This window comes from Heliomicrobium modesticaldum Ice1, from assembly GCF_000019165.1.
Lineage (GTDB): Bacteria > Bacillota > Desulfitobacteriia > Heliobacteriales > Heliobacteriaceae > Heliomicrobium > Heliomicrobium modesticaldum.
The window spans coordinates 2,241,362-2,258,657 of sequence record NC_010337.2 but is presented as its reverse complement, the minus strand read 5'-3'; the positions used below and the strand labels follow the sequence as shown (position 1 = coordinate 2,258,657).

General features: G+C 57.1%; 20 protein-coding genes. All 20 read right to left on the bottom strand.

Annotated elements, in window-relative coordinates:
* Window positions 1–190: 190 nt before the first annotated feature.
* The 20 genes from ispG to HM1_RS10180 all read right to left on the bottom strand — a co-directional run bounded on the left by ispG (window position 191) and on the right by HM1_RS10180 (window position 17,277).
* Complete coding sequence (gene ispG / locus HM1_RS10275; protein ID WP_012283321.1) at window positions 191–1,261, bottom strand: flavodoxin-dependent (E)-4-hydroxy-3-methylbut-2-enyl-diphosphate synthase; 1,071 nt, start codon at window positions 1,259–1,261, stop codon at window positions 191–193.
* A 5-nt stretch (window positions 1,262–1,266) separates the two neighbouring features.
* Window positions 1,267–2,322, bottom strand: coding sequence for an RIP metalloprotease RseP (rseP, locus tag HM1_RS10270; RefSeq protein WP_012283320.1), 1,056 nt, complete (start codon window positions 2,320–2,322; stop codon window positions 1,267–1,269).
* Window positions 2,319–3,494: a 1-deoxy-D-xylulose-5-phosphate reductoisomerase gene (locus HM1_RS10265; protein WP_012283319.1), complete on the bottom strand. Its 1,176-nt coding sequence runs from the start codon at window positions 3,492–3,494 to the stop codon at window positions 2,319–2,321. Before HM1_RS10265 ends, rseP begins: the two co-directional genes overlap by 4 nt.
* 5 nt (window positions 3,495–3,499) lie before the next feature.
* Window positions 3,500–4,603: a sporulation integral membrane protein YtvI gene (gene ytvI / locus HM1_RS10260; protein ID WP_041313730.1), complete on the bottom strand. Its 1,104-nt coding sequence runs from the start codon at window positions 4,601–4,603 to the stop codon at window positions 3,500–3,502.
* Window positions 4,600–5,397: a phosphatidate cytidylyltransferase gene (locus tag HM1_RS10255; RefSeq protein ID WP_012283317.1), complete on the bottom strand. Its 798-nt coding sequence runs from the start codon at window positions 5,395–5,397 to the stop codon at window positions 4,600–4,602. The genes ytvI and HM1_RS10255 overlap by 4 nt, the downstream gene beginning before the upstream one ends.
* Before the next feature lie 14 nt (window positions 5,398–5,411).
* Entirely contained in the window at window positions 5,412–6,194 is a 783-nt protein-coding gene (locus HM1_RS10250; protein WP_012283316.1) for an isoprenyl transferase, read from the bottom strand.
* Between the two features lie 79 nt (window positions 6,195–6,273).
* Entirely contained in the window at window positions 6,274–6,516 is a 243-nt protein-coding gene (locus HM1_RS10245; protein WP_012283315.1) for a hypothetical protein, read from the bottom strand.
* The gene (gene frr / locus HM1_RS10240; protein ID WP_012283314.1) at window positions 6,516–7,073 is read right to left on the bottom strand and encodes a ribosome recycling factor; all 558 of its coding nucleotides are present in this window, start codon (window positions 7,071–7,073) and stop codon (window positions 6,516–6,518) included. The genes HM1_RS10245 and frr overlap by 1 nt, the downstream gene beginning before the upstream one ends.
* Before the next feature lies 1 nt (window position 7,074).
* Window positions 7,075–7,797, bottom strand: coding sequence for a UMP kinase (gene pyrH / locus HM1_RS10235; protein WP_012283313.1), 723 nt, complete (start codon window positions 7,795–7,797; stop codon window positions 7,075–7,077).
* A gap of 130 nt (window positions 7,798–7,927) precedes the next feature.
* Window positions 7,928–8,560: a translation elongation factor Ts gene (gene tsf, locus HM1_RS10230; protein WP_041313727.1), complete on the bottom strand. Its 633-nt coding sequence runs from the start codon at window positions 8,558–8,560 to the stop codon at window positions 7,928–7,930.
* Window positions 8,561–8,708: 148 nt separating this feature from the next.
* Window positions 8,709–9,407, bottom strand: a complete 699-nt coding sequence (rpsB, locus tag HM1_RS10225) for a 30S ribosomal protein S2 (protein ID WP_012283311.1) — start codon at window positions 9,405–9,407, stop codon at window positions 8,709–8,711.
* 161 nt (window positions 9,408–9,568) lie between these two features.
* The gene (locus HM1_RS14715) at window positions 9,569–9,991 is read right to left on the bottom strand and encodes an MltG/YceG/YrrL family protein (protein WP_049754112.1); all 423 of its coding nucleotides are present in this window, start codon (window positions 9,989–9,991) and stop codon (window positions 9,569–9,571) included.
* 91 nt (window positions 9,992–10,082) lie between these two features.
* A complete protein-coding gene (locus HM1_RS10215) occupies window positions 10,083–10,829 on the bottom strand; it encodes a hypothetical protein (protein ID WP_012283309.1) in 747 nt (248 codons plus the stop codon).
* A gap of 24 nt (window positions 10,830–10,853) precedes the next feature.
* The gene (locus HM1_RS10210) at window positions 10,854–11,177 is read right to left on the bottom strand and encodes a hypothetical protein (protein ID WP_012283308.1); all 324 of its coding nucleotides are present in this window, start codon (window positions 11,175–11,177) and stop codon (window positions 10,854–10,856) included.
* Window positions 11,178–11,217: 40 nt separating this feature from the next.
* Complete coding sequence (locus HM1_RS10205; protein ID WP_012283307.1) at window positions 11,218–12,864, bottom strand: DUF342 domain-containing protein; 1,647 nt, start codon at window positions 12,862–12,864, stop codon at window positions 11,218–11,220.
* 36 nt (window positions 12,865–12,900) lie between these two features.
* The gene (gene whiG / locus HM1_RS10200; RefSeq protein WP_012283306.1) at window positions 12,901–13,701 is read right to left on the bottom strand and encodes an RNA polymerase sigma factor WhiG; all 801 of its coding nucleotides are present in this window, start codon (window positions 13,699–13,701) and stop codon (window positions 12,901–12,903) included.
* A gap of 39 nt (window positions 13,702–13,740) precedes the next feature.
* Entirely contained in the window at window positions 13,741–14,112 is a 372-nt protein-coding gene (locus HM1_RS10195; protein WP_012283305.1) for a hypothetical protein, read from the bottom strand.
* Window positions 14,113–14,124: 12 nt separating this feature from the next.
* Window positions 14,125–14,604: a chemotaxis protein CheD gene (locus HM1_RS10190; protein ID WP_012283304.1), complete on the bottom strand. Its 480-nt coding sequence runs from the start codon at window positions 14,602–14,604 to the stop codon at window positions 14,125–14,127.
* Window positions 14,605–14,697: 93 nt separating this feature from the next.
* On the bottom strand, window positions 14,698–15,156 hold the full coding sequence (locus tag HM1_RS10185; protein WP_012283303.1) for a chemotaxis protein CheW: 459 nt from the start codon (window positions 15,154–15,156) through the stop codon (window positions 14,698–14,700).
* A gap of 12 nt (window positions 15,157–15,168) precedes the next feature.
* On the bottom strand, window positions 15,169–17,277 hold the full coding sequence (locus HM1_RS10180) for a chemotaxis protein CheA (protein WP_012283302.1): 2,109 nt from the start codon (window positions 17,275–17,277) through the stop codon (window positions 15,169–15,171).
* Window positions 17,278–17,296: the final 19 nt, after the last annotated feature.

Here is a 17,296-nt window from a genome sequence, read left to right as displayed (position 1 = left end):
GCATGCTTACACTGCCTATCCGCTATGCGATGCCGCGTTGCAGACAACTTTGTTCAGGGCGTACGAGACGTCATAGATAGTTTTGCCATTTCCTCTGCCCTTCAGGCGCAAATTTCACTTCCCATGAAAGTCAACTTCGCATGTCATTTGCTCCATAATCGCGATCCATTGTGAATGACACGGCGGGGCGCTACTGGGCCGGCAACTTCTCAATCTCCGCCAGCAGAGCCCCCACCATTTCGGCCTGGGAGACTTTACGGACGATCTCGCCTTTGCGAAAGATGAGACCGCAGTCGTTGCCGCCGGCGATGCCCACATCGGCCTCGCGCGCTTCGCCAGGGCCGTTGACGACACACCCCATGACAGCCACCTTGATCGGCCTCGTCTCTTTCTCCAGCGCCATCTCGACCGCCTCGGCGACGGCAGTCAGGTTGACCTGGCAACGGCCACAGGTCGGACAGGAGATCAGCTCGGGACCGCGTTTCCGCAGGCCCAACGACTTGAGGATCGCCCAACCTGTGCGAACTTCCGGCAAGGGATCGCCCGTCAGGGAGACGCGCAAGGTATCACCGATCCCCTGAGCGAGGAGAGCACCGATGCCGGCGGCTGACTTGATGATGCCGGAGCGGACCGTCCCTGCTTCGGTGACGCCGATGTGCAGCGGGTAGTCGACTTTTTCAGCCAACGACTGATAGGCCGCCAACATGAGTGGCACCGAGGAGGCTTTAAGGGAGATCTTCATCCAGGGATAGTTCTCGTCTTCGAGCAGACCGATGTGGCCAAGGGCGCTTTCCACCAAGGCCTCCGGGGTGACGCCGCCGTACTTCTCCAAGAGCCTTTTTTCCAAAGAACCGGCGTTGACGCCGATGCGAATGGGAACCTGCCGTTCCCGTGCGGCGGCCAGCACCTCCCGCACAGGAACGGCGCCGCCGATATTGCCGGGGTTGAGTCGCAGGCCTTGCACACCGGCCTTGAGAGCGCCGATGGCCAAGCGATGGTCGAAGTGAATGTCAGCGATGACCGGGACGGGAGATCCCTGGACAATGGCGGGGAGCGCCTCAACAGCCTGGGCGTCAGGGACGGCCACCCGGATGATCTCGCAACCGGCGGCAACGAGACGGCTGATCTGATCGAGTGTAGCGGCTGCGTCGCGGGTGTCCGTGTTGCACATGGACTGGACCGACACAGGCGCCCCGTCGCCGATAGGAACAGTCCCAACATAGATACGGCGGGTCTTTCGACGAGGCAGTGCAATTTCCATCGGGCTTATCCCCCCCCTAACAGTTTCAGCACGTCTTTATAAGCGATAAGCAGCATCAACCCGATCAGGAGGGCAAAGCCGATCATATGGATCATGCTCTCCTTGGCCGGGTCGATGGGCCGACCGCGCAGGGCCTCGAGACCCAGGAAGACGAGCCGACTGCCGTCCAAGGCAGGGATAGGAAAGAGATTGAGCAAGCCCAGGTTGATCGAGAGCACCGCCGCCAGCATCAAGAGGGGCATCAGTCCCACCTGCGCCGCCTTGCCGATCTCGCTGACGATCATGACAGGCCCGCCCACCTCAGCCGGCGCGGCACCGGTGAGCATCTGAAAGATCGACTGCAAAATCATGGTGGTGATGGCGACGGTGTTAACGATACCGAGCTTCAGCGATGTGAAGAGTCCCTTTTTCTCGTGATAGACCGACTGGTCATCGACGGTGATCCCGATCTGCCCGACGTTGCGCTCGGGATCGACAGACGGAACGACTTTAACATGGCGGACCGCGCCCTGGCGCTCCACCGTGAGGGTCAGTTCCTGACCGCCCCTGGGGTGGATCTCCTGGATCAGTTCTGCCCAGTTGGCGGTCGCTTTACCGTCGACTGCAACGATGCGATCACCCGGTCGGATGCCGGCTCTATGGGCCGGTTTGCCCTCCAGGACGTCGCCGATGACGTTGGAGTAGGTCGGCACGCCGATGATGGTGTAGATGTAGATGAACAGCAAAAACGCCAGGATGAAGTTCATAAAAGAACCGGCGAAGATCACCGCCGCCCGTTGCAACACTGTCTTGTTGTTGAAGTTGCCCGGATCGGACGTTGCCGCCGGAAACTGGCCGTCTTCGCCAGGCTCCATACCGGCCATGCGCACAAAACCGCCGACGGGGAGGAGGCGCAACGCGTAGAGGGTGGGTCCCCGGCGCAAGCCGAACAACCGCGGACCCATGCCGATGCTGAATTCCAGAACCCGGACGCCAACCGCCTTGGCGACGGCGAAATGTCCAAATTCATGGAAGAAAATCATCAACCCGAACACGAAGACCGAGGCCAGGAATGTGATCAAGCGGAAACCTCCCTTCCCTCTCCTACCCGTTCCGTCGCAAAGCGCCGAGCCCACGCGTCGGCTTGGCGGATCGCCGGCAGGTCCGGCTCTTTCTGCCATTCATGGGCCTCCATCGCCTCCCGGACGATGCGAGGGATATCCATAAAACCGATCCGATGGTCCAAAAAGGCGTGGACAGCCACCTCGTTGGCAGCGTTCATGACGGCAGGCAAGGATCCGCCTGTCCGCCCGGCCGTGATCGCCAGTTCCAAGGACGGAAACCGCTCCAGATCGGGCCGCCGGAAGGTCAGCGCCGCCGTCTTCGTTATGTCGAGGCGGGGCCAGCCGGTCTGCCATCGCTCCGGGTACGTGAGGGCGTATTGGATGGGCAGTCGCATGTCAGGCAAGCCCATCTGACTGAGAATGGAGCCGTCGGCAAACTCGACCATGGAGTGGACGATGCTCTGGGGATGGATGAGCACCTCGATGTCGTCAAAATCGATGTCAAAGAGCCAGCGCGCCTCGATCACCTCCAGTCCCTTGTTCATCAGCGAGGCCGAGTCGATGGTGATCTTAGGTCCCATGCGCCAGTTAGGATGACGGAGGGCGTCTTCCGGCGTGACCTGATGCAACGCTTCCAGGCTCTTGTCCCGGAAGGGTCCACCCGAGGCCGTCAGGATCAGGCGCGCCAAGCGGCGGTCCTGGCCTTGCAGGCACTGGAAGATGGCCGAGTGCTCACTGTCGACAGGCAGGATGGTCACCTCGCGGCGGCGCGCCGCTGCCATGACGAGCGGACCGGCGGCGACGAGGGTCTCCTTATTGGCCAGGGCGATCTCTTTTCCTGCCTCGATGGCCGCCATCGTCGGCCCCAAGCCGATGGCACCGCTGACGGCGGTGACGACCGTATCCACCTCAGGCAGGCAAGCCGCTTCAGCCAGACCCGCCTCACCAGTCACGACAGGGATGGGCAACCCCCGTTCCCAAAGCGCCTCGGCGAGCCGTTCCGCCGCCTCTGTTTCCATCATTGCCGCCAGGCGCGGCCGATAGATCTCGATCTGAGCAAGCAATTCTTTCCAGTTGCTGCCGGCGGCCAGGGCCTGCACAGTCAAGCGACCTTCACTCCGATCGACGACCTCCAGCGTTTGTCGACCGATGGAGCCTGTCGACCCCAAGATGGCAATCCTTTTGATCAAGCCCTTCACCTCGTTCGGAAATTCTTAAAAACCCCTGCCCGATGCATCGATAGGAGCAGCAGCACAATGGTCGGACCGATGATGACCCCGATCACACCGAAAGCCTTTAAGCCCACATAGAGGGCGGTCAAGGTGACCAGCGGATGCAAGCCGATGGAGTCGGCCACCACCTTCGGTTCAATAAACTGGCGATTGAGCACCAGGATACCGTAAAGGATGCTCAGATTGGCTGCTGCCGGAAACTGACCGGAGAGCAGTTCCCAGATGATCCAAGGCAGGAAAACGAGACCAGGCCCCAGGATCGGCAGCAGGTCCATGATCCCCGTGAGGATCCCGATGGTGAAGGCATATTCATTGTCCAGGAGATAAAGTCCGATGATCGTCAACAAACCGGTGATGGATACCAAAATGACCTGGGCGCGGACAAAACCGACAAAGGCCTCGCCAAGTTCCACGATGACTTGGCGGACCTGAACGGCCCGATCGTCAGGCACGACCTTGTAGACCAACTGGAGAATAGCCCCTTTGTCGCGGCTGAAGAAGTAGCTGGCCACCAAGCTAAAAGCTAGGATCGTGAAAAAAGACGGCAGCGACGTGATCATGTCTAAGAGATAGTTGGACCCGGAAACAGCCATATTTTTTACGGCCACGACACCTTCGCCGGCTATCCGCTCCACCGTCGTGTATATCTCCGGCGACGAATGAATCAGTTCGTAATAAGGCGCCACCGCCTTGGTCCACTCCGTGAAGGCGTTCGTCAGAAACTGAGGCGAAGGCAGGCTCGATGCGATGGTGACCATCTCGACGACGAGGCGGCTGATGATGACGACCAGGCTGACGCTGACGAGACCGAGAAAGAGCAACAGCGTCACAAAGGTCGTCAATCCCCGCGAAAGGCCTGTCTTTTTCGTTAAAAACTCAACGACTGGTTCAATCAGCAGAGCGATCATGGCCCCCAGCAGGAAAGGCAACAGGTAGACGCCCAGACGGCTGAAAACCTCCACCGTCAGGGGGAGTGCGTATTGGATGACGAAATAGGCGAGCCCGATAAAGAGGGCAATAACGGCCAGGCGCAGGAAATGGCCCAACCAGTGCTGCCAGTCGTTCATCGCAGATACTCCTCAATGAATCGCAAAAAGTAATAGGTTGCCGGCGCCGTCCAGAGGACGCTGTCGAAGCGGTCAAGGACGCCGCCGTGTCCCGGGATCAGATTCCCCGAGTCCTTCACCCCGGCGATCCGTTTCAAGGCCGATTCAGCCAGGTCGCCCAGTTGCCCCAGAGCGGAGACGATCAGGGAAAAGGGTAGCCAGATCGCCCATGAGACAGCCGGAAACCATCGTGGACCGACGACGACACCGACGAGCGCCGCTGCAAGCAGGCCGCCCAAGGAACCCTCCAGGGTCTTCTTCGGGCTGATAGGAGCCGCCAAGGGACGCTTCCCGAGGGATCGGCCGGCGAAGTAGGCGCCCGTATCGGTGGCCCAGGTCAGAAAAAAGGCGATCAACACCGCCTCGACGCCGCCGGGCAGACTGCGCAACAGGATCAGGTGGCCCAGGAGCCAAGCGATGACAAAGGCGCCGATGGAGGCCAAGGCCCCGTCGGCTGGCCTAGCCTTCGGAAAAGCCAGCACAAGTTGGAGCAGAAAGGCGATCCCGGCAGCGGCGACGATCGCTGGGAGCGGCGCGCCGCCGAAATGGGCAGCCAAGACGAGCGCCACAGAGAGGGTATAACCCAACCAAGCGGGAGGCTCCGCCTCTATCCGCCGGACCATCTGGAGGTATTCATGATAGCCGCCGACGGCAAGCACCATCACAGCGGCTGTCATGGCCCACCCGCCGGCCCAAATGACAGCGACCAGGAGCGGTACGCCGATGAGGGCGCTGACGACGCGTTTCCAGAGCATGCAGGAAGCTCCTCCTAGACTTTGACTCCACCAAAGCGCCGGTCCCGTCCCTGATAATCGACGAGCGCCTGGACCATCTCTTTCCGCCCGAAATCAGGCCAGAGGGTGGGTGTGACCCAGATCTCCGTATAGGCCGACTGCCAGAGCAGAAAATTGGAGAGCCGCAATTCGCCTGACGGCCGGATCAGCAAGTCGGGATCGGGCACATCGGCCGTATAGAGATGCCGGTTCAAGAGCGCCTCATCGATGCGCTCAGGATCGATCTGTCCATCGCGGGCCTGGCGGGCGATAGCCTTGACTGCTTCGACTATCTCGATCCGTCCGCCGTAGTTCAGGGCCACGTTAAGAATCAATTTGTCATTGTTGGCCGTATGGCGAACAGCGCGTTCTAATTCTTTCCTGGGATTTTCGGGCAATTCGGAAACTTTGCCGATAGCCCGTATCTGCACCCCTTTGTCATGGAGGGTGCCCAGTTCCCGTTGCAGGTACTCGACAAGCAGGTCAAAGAGCGCGTTCACCTCGTCAGCAGGGCGTTTCCAGTTCTCCGTGGAAAAGGCATAGACGGTAAGATAGCGAATATTGAATTCCTCACAGGTCTCCAAGACGCGGCGCAGAGACTGCACACCCGCCCGGTGCCCGGCGACGCGCGGCAATCCCCTGCGTTTCGCCCACCGACCATTGCCGTCCATGATGATGGCCACATGCCGGGGTATACGATGAGGGTCAATTTTTTGAATCAGCGCCTGCTCCGGCTCGGCATCCTTTGATCGGCCAAAGGGCCAAAACGATGGTGGCAAAAAGACCCCTCCCGTATATGTTCCCTATCTTGATAAAAAAAGCCGGGAGTGACGAACCCCCTCGGGGCCCCGAGGGGGTCTAGTCGACTCCATGGTGTGGATAGCGGCGAAAGCGCCCATAGATAACGATCAGCCGGGATGGTACCGGACGGACTTGGATGACCCGCTTTACCGAAGTGTCCACGTCGTCCGGAGCAGGTTCTGGGCCGGTAGGCTGAAAATCGGCGTCCAGGCCTCTCTCCGCCAGCGTTCGCATCGCCCTTTCCACCGTCACACCGATCAAGTCCTGTTCCAACTGTTCTAGGTCCCAAATGGCAGTCATCAGACTTCCATGATCTCCGCTTCTTTGCGCTCCGCCACCTGATCCACTTCTCTGATGTACTTGTCAGTCAGCTTCTGGATTTCCTCCTGGGCACGCTTCCCTTCATCTTCGGAGATGATGTGTTCCTTCTGCAGGTCTTTCACATCCTCGTTCGCGTCGCGCCGCAGGTTGCGCAGGATGACCCGGTGTTCCTCGGCCCGCTTCTTCACCGTTTTCACCAGTTCGCTGCGCCGCTCCTGGGTCAATTGGGGGATGACCAGGCGAATCACGGCGCCATCGCTGGTCGGCGTCAACCCAAGATCCGATTTGAGGATCGCCTTTTCGAGGGCCGGCAGGACCGATTTATCCCAGGGCTGGATCACCAACAATCGCGCCTCCGGGGCCGAGATGTTGGCCAACTGGTTCACCGGCGTCGGTGCGCCGTAGTACTCGACAGTCACCTTTTCGAGCAAGGCAGGGTTGGCCCGACCAGCACGGATATGCTGATATTCCTTGCGCAGCGCCTCAACCGTCTTTTTCATTTTATCTTCCGTCTCTTTTTTGATCTCGTTGATCATGCTACTTCCTCCCAACCACCGTGCCGATTTCCTCTCCCATGATGGCCCGTTCGATGTTTCCCGGTATTTCCAGGCCAAAGACGATCAAGGCGATCTGATTATCCATGCATAATGACGTTGCCGTCGAATCCATTACGCCAAGTCCTTGATTGAGCAGATCGATGTAGGTGAGTTCGTCGATCTTTTTCGCATCCGGATTTTTCCGCGGATCCGAATCATAGACGCCATCAACGCCGCGCTTGGCCATGAGGATAACATCGGCCTCGATCTCCGCTGCACGCAAGGCCGCAGTCGTATCGGTGGAGAAGTAGGGGTTCCCCGTTCCGGCGGCAAAGATGACGACTCGTCCCTTTTCCAAGTGACGCATCGCCCGTCGGCGGATGTAGGGCTCGGCGACCTGGCGCATCTCGATAGCCGTCTGCACCCGCGTATGGACATCACGTTTTTCCAGCGCGTCCTGGAGGGCCAGGGAGTTCATGATCGTCGCCAGCATCCCCATGTAGTCGGCAGTGGCGCGATCCATGCCCTTGGCGGAACCGGCGACGCCGCGCCAGATATTTCCCCCACCAACGACGATGGCCAATTCGACGTCACACTTCTGTTTCACATCGCGGATCTGATCGGCGATAGAATTGACCACATCGGGGTCGATGCCATAGCCCTTCGTGCCGGCCAGCGCTTCCCCGCTCAGCTTCAGGACGACCCGTTTATACTTCGGCTTCAATGGGGTGTACCTCCCCTTTTCACTTTATCCCTTCTACAAACGAAAAGAAAATCCTCTTCCCTGAAAAAAACCGCATTTACAAAAAAGAGAACACCACGTGTCCCCTTTTTTTGTATTGCTGTTTTCGCGCTTACTTGTTGATTTCGGCCATGACTTCCGAGGCGAAGTCGTCTTGGCGCTTAGCCAGGCCTTCGCCCAGTTCGAAGCGGACGAAGCGGCGTACGTTGATGTTCTCGCCGATCTTGGCCACGGCTTCCGTGATCATCTGCTGAACGGTCACGTCAGGGTTTTTGATGAAGGGCTGCTCGAGCAGGCAGATCTCTTTGAAATACTTCTCGATACGACCCTCGACCATCTTGTCGACAATCTTTTCCGGCTTGCCTTCGTTGAGGGCTTGGTTGCGCAGGATCTCTTTCTCTTTTTCGATCTGCTCTGCCGGCACCTCTTCGCGACGGACATACTCAGGCTTGGCGGCAGCGATCTGCATGGCGATGTCCTTGCAGAGGGCTTTGTAGTCATCAGTCTTGGCCACAAAATCGGTTTCGCAGTTCACCTCGACGAGGACACCGATGCGCCCGCCGCCGTGGATGTAGGCTTCGACGAGACCTTCAGCAGCGACGCGACTGGCTTTCTTGGCGGCAGCGGCCAAGCCCCGTTCGCGCAAATAGGCAACAGCCTTTTCCATATCACCATCGGTATGAGCCAGCGCTTTTTTGCACTCCATCATGCCGGCGCCGGTCCGTTCGCGCAGTTCTTTTACCATGGCTGCAGTAACCACGTTCGATACTCCTCCTATTCGTATGACCTCATTCGGGTAGTATAACCCTTCGTTAGAGCCTTTAGAAGCCTATGTAAGGGGATCGGCATCAAAAAAGGGTGACTGCGGGGTTTCCCCCGGTCACCCCTTCTGACTACTGGGCGTCCGATTGTCCTTGGTTGCCTTCCAGCACGGCGTCGGCCATCTTGGCCGTCAAAAGTTTGACAGCGCGAATGGCGTCATCGTTGCCAGGAATCACATAGTCGATCTCGTCGGGGTCACAGTTTGTGTCGACGATGCCGACCAGGGGGATTCCGAGGCGACGCGCTTCGGCAACGGCAATGCGCTCTTTCCGCGGGTCGATCACAAAAATGGCACCGGGCAACTCTTTCATGTCTTTGATGCCACCGAGAAAGCGCTCGAGCTTCTCTTTTTCATGGAGGAGCTTGGAGACTTCTTTCTTCGGCAGGACTTCAAAGGTGCCGTCAGCTTCCATTTTTTCAAGTTCGCGCAGACGGGAGATGCGCTTTTGAATCGTCTGGAAGTTGGTGAGCATACCGCCCAGCCAGCGCTGGTTCACATAGTACATGCCACAACGCTCGGCTTCTTCCTTGACGGAATCCTGCGCCTGCTTCTTGGTGCCGACAAACAGGATTTTTTTCCCTTGGGTCGCCACTTCGCGGATGAAATTGTACGCCTCATCGACTTTGCGAACCGTCTTCTGCAGGTCGATGATATAGATACCGTTTCGCTCCGTGAAGATGTAGGGCGCCATTTTAGGGTTCCAGCGCCGAGTCTGGTGTCCGAAGTGAACACCGGCTTCCAGCAACTGTTTCATCGAAATAACCGCCACAACATCCACCTCCTTCCAGGTTTTGCCTCCGGTTGCTTCATTCCCCTCCCCCACCCCGCCGTCGGGGCACCTGAGAAAAGGTCACCAACCGTGTGGAATTAACACACCGCTAAGAATGATACCATAGATGCATAGGAGAAGACAAGAGCGAAAGTCGAGATTTATCGCATCCCGACCAGGCGTTTGGCGATTTCATCTTCGGTCAAGCCAATCGGCATGGCGATGGCTCCGTCTTGGATCCGTGTGGCGTAGCCCTTTTCCACCAGGTAGCGATTAAACCGTTCCGCATCAGCGATGACGCCGCTGGCTTTCAGCTTTCTGGCTACCGTCTCTGAGGTGTCGCCGGAAGTAACTGTAATGGTCACGTTGGACGGTTCGCTTGGCGATCCTGTAGAAGGAGGCGAAAGCGCGTCATTGGAGACAACCGGTGCATCCTTTTGCCTTTGGGCCTGCGGCGAACACTCTTTCTGAGAAGCCGAGTCCGACCCCTGCGGCGCTATGACCGAGAGGGGCATCTGTTCCGGCTTGTCCGTCCCTGTCAACGTTTGCAAGACGAGACCAAAGCCGAAAAGGAGCAAGCCCAAAGCAAAAAGAACCCTCCCGTCTCTCGACCAAAAAGGCAGACGACCGGGAAAGGTTCTCTTATCTTCGGGGGTATGACCGCGGTTCACCCTCTCATGCCCTCCTACGAAGTTCACTTACCAACTGCACTTCCCCCTTGCCGAGATGAAGCAGTTGGGCGATTTCTCCATCATGTAGACCGATCTGTCGCAATTGAGGGATCAAGTCATAACGCTGGCTTTTGCTCCACTGTCGCGGCTCACCCTCTGCCAGCGATTTCAGCAGTGTTTCCGCCCCGCTTATGAGGCTGCTTGACGTAGCGGCGCGGGCGCCTTGATGCTGCAGGTATTCCCGGATGTAGACCGGTCGAAGGGGCTTGACTTTCTCGGCGACCGATGCTTCCGGCAGGACAACCTCCCGTCGGGTAGGAGATTCCTTTTGTTGAGAGGCGTCACACCCCCTGTTATCCCGTAAAGACCGCACTTCTGTCGGCAGAAACCGATTTTTAGTCTCCATTGAGGTGGTCTCTGTCCCCGGTGAGGGGGCTTCTGTCTGCAGAAGCGACCTATCCGTTTCGGCTCTCCCATCCGCCAAGGTCGACAATGTCTCCAATCTTTCGAGCAACCGGCGAGCCTCTTCCACCTTTATTTTCAGTTGATCTACCACTTCATCGCCTGTCTCCATGGCCGTAGCCAGAAGCGTCTCCATATCTCTTTTCACCAGACGGGCTTCAGCCAATTGTCTGCGCAGGGTCTCCTGCTCTATCTTATCCCGCTGATTTTGCCGCTGCAGGAATGACGATGTCAGACCGGCACCCATCAAAAGGCAACCAATCCCAGTCAACAGCGTGCCGGAATCCACAGCCGATCATCCCCCGTTTTCTTGTTAAATGGTGATGTCCAGCATCCTGCCCCGAAGCGGATCTCCTGCAGGCAAACCGTCATCACGACTGTCGTCGCGTTCCTGCTTTCCCTTCTGTTCCCCTTTTGGCTGCTGCCGCTCTTTCGAACGTTGCCGGTCCCTGATGCGTGATTCTTCCGACTGGGGCGACTGCTGCACCGTTTTCTGACGCTGTTCGGCTTGCGTCTGTGTCTGTTGCGCCACGAACTGCTGTTGCAATTCCTGAGCCTGCTGTTGCAGCTGTTGCAGCCTGCCCACCTCTGTCACCTTGGGCACGATCACCTGCATGTCGACGGGACGAATGGTCACCGACGATCACCCCCATCGTACCATGAATAGGCGCAAAGATCTAGCCGTAGGGTGTGAAGCGAAATTCCCCCTGCTCAATATAAACGGTCGTAAAATCGATGGGCTCGCGGATGCGCGTAGTGTACTGACCGATGCGGATATTGACGCCCGGGTAGAGTCGGGCCGCTACGCGGATGCGGCCTTTGGCGACCTGTTCAAACTCCGCGTCAAGGGCCGCTTTTTTTGATGACAAGGCTTCTACGTCTTTGTACAGTTGCGAATAAGCCTGTGTCAGCTTCCAGAGCAGCATGCGCTTTTCCACAGGAAGTTGTCCCTGTCGTTTTTCCCACTCTTTCAATACGTTGACGGCTTTTTCCGTTTTATCCAGGTTGACGCAGGCGTCGTTTAGTTTTTTGGCCAGTTCATTATAAGCGGCCCGTTTTTCAGGGCGGATGCCTACTTCGATCTCCGTCGCGGTGGCGTGAAGCGAACCGACGTTTTTCGCGTGGATCTCTTCTCCGGCGCGGCAACGGCCGCCGACGATAAGTCCCTTCCTGCCGCCGACAGTGATGCTTCTTCCTGCATCGACGGAGGAGTGCATGATCCCTTCGCCGACGACGATGTCCCCTCCCGCTTTGACAGTGGCGTTTTCAATGAACCGTGTGAGCACATCGCCTTTGACGGTGATGATCGATTTTTGTTGACCCTGAATCCCTTGACGGACGGTGAGGCTTCCGCCAACGGTGACAGAGCCGCCGTCGATGGAGCCCCTCACTTCCAGGTTACCTTCACAGTTGACCTGAAAACCGTAGGTGACAGACCCGTGAATGACGATAGAACCGAGAAAGTTCAGGTTGCCCGAGGAAAAGTCCACATCGCCTTTGAGTTCAAAGACAGGATCAACCTGGATCTTCTCTCCGTTAAAATAGACATGACCCGCCGTCCCTGCCATCAAGATGCATCCATCTTCGCTGAGCTGCGTGTTTTTCCCAGCCGGGATGCGCATGTCTTTGCCGGCTCGCGGCCGAATTTCCTTGCCCAACACCGTCAAACCCGCAATGCCTTCTGTCGGCGGGGTGCGGATGGCGAGGATTTCGCCGGGTTGAACGTTGCGGATTAAATTTAAATTGTAAAAATCGACCCGTCCATCCTCCAATTCGACAGGCCGAATCCGACTATCTGTATTCACTTTATAATCAATCTTGGCATTTTTCCCATCCTCTGGAGGCTTCCCAAAGGCTACGGCGACACGTTGACCTGTTTGGATCTGCGTCAGTGCATGGTTGACTTTTTCTTCGTCAATGCCATAGATGACACCAGCCTGCTCCAAAGCCTTTTTCGCTGCTTCAAGGGTGACAGCCCTTCCCCCGCGGGGAGGGTAGACGATCAGATAGGCCCGCATGCCATCACGGTCGATATCGACCTTGACCTGACCGTCACGGATGATCTCTTGCTGAGGTTCGGCGATGACAACGTTTTGTTCCATGCGATAGACCGCAGCGCGGATGACTTTCCCATCGGCGTTGCGGATCTCCCGTTCCTTTACCTCCTGTAAGACCTCCTCTACCGTTACCGCTCTTCCCTTGCCGACAGGCGGATAGACAGAGAGTACAACGCCCTCCGAACGGTACTCGATCTGGAAACAGCCATGACGGTCTTCGGAAACCGACGAATTGTCCGAAACAACATCCACGTTAGAACCGCTCACACCCTCACCTCCGGGAAACCCGATTCGTCAACCCGTTCAAAATATCTTCTTCTTTTGCCTCGCCAACTGACCTCGCAATCGCAAGATGGCTTTCGTGTGCAACTGGGAGATCCGCGACTCCGACACGCCGATGACAGCGCCGATCTCTTTCAATGTTAGACCCTCATAATAATAGAGGGCGATCACCGTGCGTTCTTTCTCTGGAAGCTTGTCGATGGCCTGAGCCAGCAGTAGACGAGTCTCTTCAAATTCCAAGGCAGCTGTCGGTTCTTCCACCTGCTCGTCAGCCAGCGAATCGATCAGGCGAACGGGATCTCCCTTGTCCGAATCGGTGAGCCAGTATTCGTCCAGGGACATGATGGTCGTCGCTTGGACATCCTGCAACAATTTGGCAAACTCATTCAAGGTCAGCCCCAGCGCTTGGGCAACCTCTTCATCGGTGGCCTCCCGTCCCAGCCGTTGAGACAACGTGGCATAGGTTTTTTCCAACTCCCGCGTTTTTTGTCGCACCGACACAGGTACCCAATCCATCGCCCGCAGACCGTCCAGCATGGAGCCGCGGATGCGCGCAATCGCATAGGTTTCAAACTTCAAGCCCCGAGCCAAATCAAACTTCTCTATCGCATCCATGAGACCAAACACACCGTAACTAATCAGGTCTTCCCGTTCCACATTAGGTGGGAGGCTGATCGCTAACCGGCCGGCGACAAACTTCACCAGAGGGGCATAAATCAGGATCAGTTCCTCGCGAGCGGCCGGATCCTTATGGTCTTTATAAGACGCCCAAAGGGGACCTGTTCTCGCAGTGTCTTTCGCCGGTATAATTATCGTCTCCACCTACCCCGGTCCTGAAATGAATGTTGGAATAGGATCCGGTCAGTCATCCAACTGCATCTTCCGCACGATTTCCGCAGCCCGTGAGGGATCATCGGCCAAGAGTCGGTCCAGATCCGCTTCAATCTGTCCAGGCACAAAGGGGTTCATCGAAGCAACCTGGACATCAACCAAGTTTCCCTTAGGCGCCTCAGCCCCTGACCCGGAAGGATTCTTCTCTTCTGCATGATCCTTGAGGATGCTATCCAGGTAATAGACGATAAGAAAAGTCAAGGCACCGACAACAAAGGCGGCGCTAAAACTGCGAGTCAGAAGAGCCATCCAGGAAACGGAGGCGCTGAGGGCGATGCCGGCAGTAAGCAGCCAGATGAATGTGGCAAAGGCGACAGGTATCCAAATTTTTGCCCCCCCCAATGTCCTTCCTCCCTAAACCGCCTTTTCGCCACGGTCGATGGTGCGAATATGCAATTTGCCTGTCATCGTATCCAGTTCAATGGTGCGTCCGAAATTGCCCCCCGTCTCCCGAGCCAAGAGCGGAATGTTTTCCTGCTTCAGCCGCAGAACGACAGCCTCGGCGTTGCGTTCGCCGATACGCATCACATCTGAGGCGCCGGGGAAGGAAAACATTTGCGCGCCTCCGGCAATTTTCGCGACCAGGCGACTTTTTATGGCGCCTAGTTTGATCATCTCTTCCAAAAGGACGGGGATCGCCGTATCGGCAAATTTGGCCTTGTTTTCGGAACTACGAGCCTGGGTGGATGCAGGCAGCATGATATGGGCCAGTCCTCCGACTTTGGCAACGGCATCATACAAACATATTCCAATGCAGGATCCAAGACCTGAAGTCATTAAGTTGTCTGGCGCCTTCGCTGCCTTCAGGTCGGCCATGCCCACCTTGATCAGCATGCCTCCATCATCCCTTCACACCTGAAGCCGCCATGAACGGGCATGAACCGACGTTCATGGGGCGGCAAGCGATGTTTCGATTCCTGCCGCGATTTACCCCTCTTCCGCAGCGGCGAGATCGATGACTTTTTCCAGATTGACGAGAATCAACAGCCGCTCACCCAGTTTGCCGACACCATGGATGAAATCAAGGTCGACGCTTCCGCATAGACCGGGCGGCGGTTCGACAGCAGTGGAAGGGATGCGCGTCACTTCCGACACACCGTCGACGATGATGCCCACGGTGATTTCTTTGACTTTGACGATGATGATCCGCGTTCGATCGGTCGTCTCCCGCGGAGGCAGTGCGAACCGTTTCCGCAGGTCGATCACAGGAACGACATTCCCGCGCAGGTTGATGACGCCTTCCACGTAAAAGGGGGCTTTGGGCACCCGGGTGATGTTCAGTAATCGGTCGATCTCTTGCACGTAATGGATGTCGACGGCATATTCTTCACCAGCCAGGGTGAATGCAACCAGTTGACGCTCATCGGGAAGATCCTTTTTTTCCACGGCCCTCACCTCCTAAAACAGTGTGCCGACGTCGAGAATCAGAGAAACGTGGCCGTTGCCCAGGATCGCCGCCCCGGCAATGCCGCTGATGCCTTGCAACAGCTTGCCGGGCGATTTGATGACGATCTCCTGTTGTCCGATCAAGGAGTCGACGATCAGGCCGGCTTTCTTTTCCCCCTTGCGGACGACGACCACATAGAGCTCTTCCGGTGCCTCAGCTGCTTTGGGCACTTCGAGGACTTTGTCCAGACGGATCAGGGGAAGCACATTCCCGCGCAGCAGGACAACCTCCTGGCTCTGCACGTTTTTGATCTGCCCGGGGATGATGCTCGTCGTTTCGTCGATGGTGCCAAGGGGAATGGCGTAGATCTCGTCGCCCACATTGACCAGCAGGGCTTGGATGATGGCCAAGGTCAGCGGCAGTCGGATTTTGAATTTTGTTCCCGCATTCAGTCTCGTTTCGATCTCCACGGAACCGCTGAGCGATTCGATCTTGGTCCGTACCGCGTCAAGACCGACGCCGCGGCCGGACACGTCAGACACCTTTTCCGCTGTTGAGAAGCCTGCCAGGAAGATCAGGTTAAGAGCGCCTTGATCATCCAACTGTTCCGCCTCTTTGACGGTGAGCAGCCCTTTTTGAATCGCTTTGGTCCGCAGCACCTGCGGATCCATGCCCCTGCCGTCGTCTTCTACCTCGATGATGACGTTGTTCCCTTCGTGTTTGGCCACCAGGCGGACGACCGCTTCGACAGGTTTTCCCTTTTGCCGACGAACATCAGGCATTTCCACGCCGTGGTCGATAGCGTTGCGGATCAAATGGACTAAGGGATCGCCGATTTCGTCGATGACGGTGCGGTCCAATTCTGTCTCTTTGCCCTCGACGATGAGGTTGATCTCTTTCCCCAGCTCTTTCGCCAAGTCACGCACCATGCGGGGAAAGCGGTTGAAGACCTGTTCGATGGGCACCATGCGGACTTTCATGACCACGTTTTGCAGGTCTGTGGTGATCCGGTCGATATGCTCGATGGTCTCATTCAATTCGGTGAGGTTGCTCGTCGTGGAGATCTGTTCCAGGCGCGTTTTGTTGATGACCAGTTCACCGACGAGGTTCATCAGATTATCCAGGCGTTCGATATCCACACGGACCGTCTGGCTGCCCTTCGTCTTGCGCACCTCCTGGGCCCCGGGACCGGCGGTCGGACGCGCTTTCTCGGAGGCGGAGGGATCACGCGCCATTACAGCGTCCTGTTCTGTCTCGGAATGGGCAGCCACGTCGGTTTCCTGTCCTTCCTGGATGCGCACATCGCCGATGTTGAGCGGCGTGATCGCCTTGACACGCACTTCAGCGATAGAATCAAGGGTCTTGCGGACGCTCACCTCATCCTGGCGAGTGACGATGACCACTTGAAAGGAGGTGTCGAATTTTTCATCCTCCAACTCCTGAGCCGAAGGCACCGACTTGATAATCTCGCCGATTTCCTCCAGGTTGCGAAAAACCATGTATGCCCGGGCAGATTTCATCACACACCCAGGCGCCAACTCCACTTGAATATGGTATGCACTGAAATGTTTCCGCTGTGCTTCATGGAGCAATGTAAGATCGTACTGGTTGATTTCGAAAGCGTTGAGGACTTCCGGTCCGCCCAGGACCGGAAGGGTCACCTCTTCCGTTTGTTTCGGTTCACTCACGCCAACCGCCCCCGCTTTCCTCACGTTGGTCGCGGCGTCCACATCGGCCAGTTGACCTTGACCTGCTTTGCGCAGTTGGACAACCAGTTCTGAGATGTCCCTATTCCCTGCCTCACCGCTGCTGATCGCTTCCACCATGCTCTCCAAGGCGTCGAGGCAGCGAAAAAGCAGATCGACGATGGCGGTGTTCACGTTCACCTGGGATCCTCTAAGCACAGACAGGACATTCTCCATCTCATGGGTGAGTTCGGCGATGCGTTCAAAGCCCATTGTCGCCGACATACCCTTTAAGGTATGGGCGGAACGAAAGATCTCGTCAAGGATCGCCAACTCCTGCGGGTTGTCTTCCAACTCCAGTATTTTTTGGTTGAGCGCCTGCAGATGCTCTCGAGACTCCTCCATAAACATGTCCATGTATTGTGACATATCCATCTCGATCTTCACACCTCCA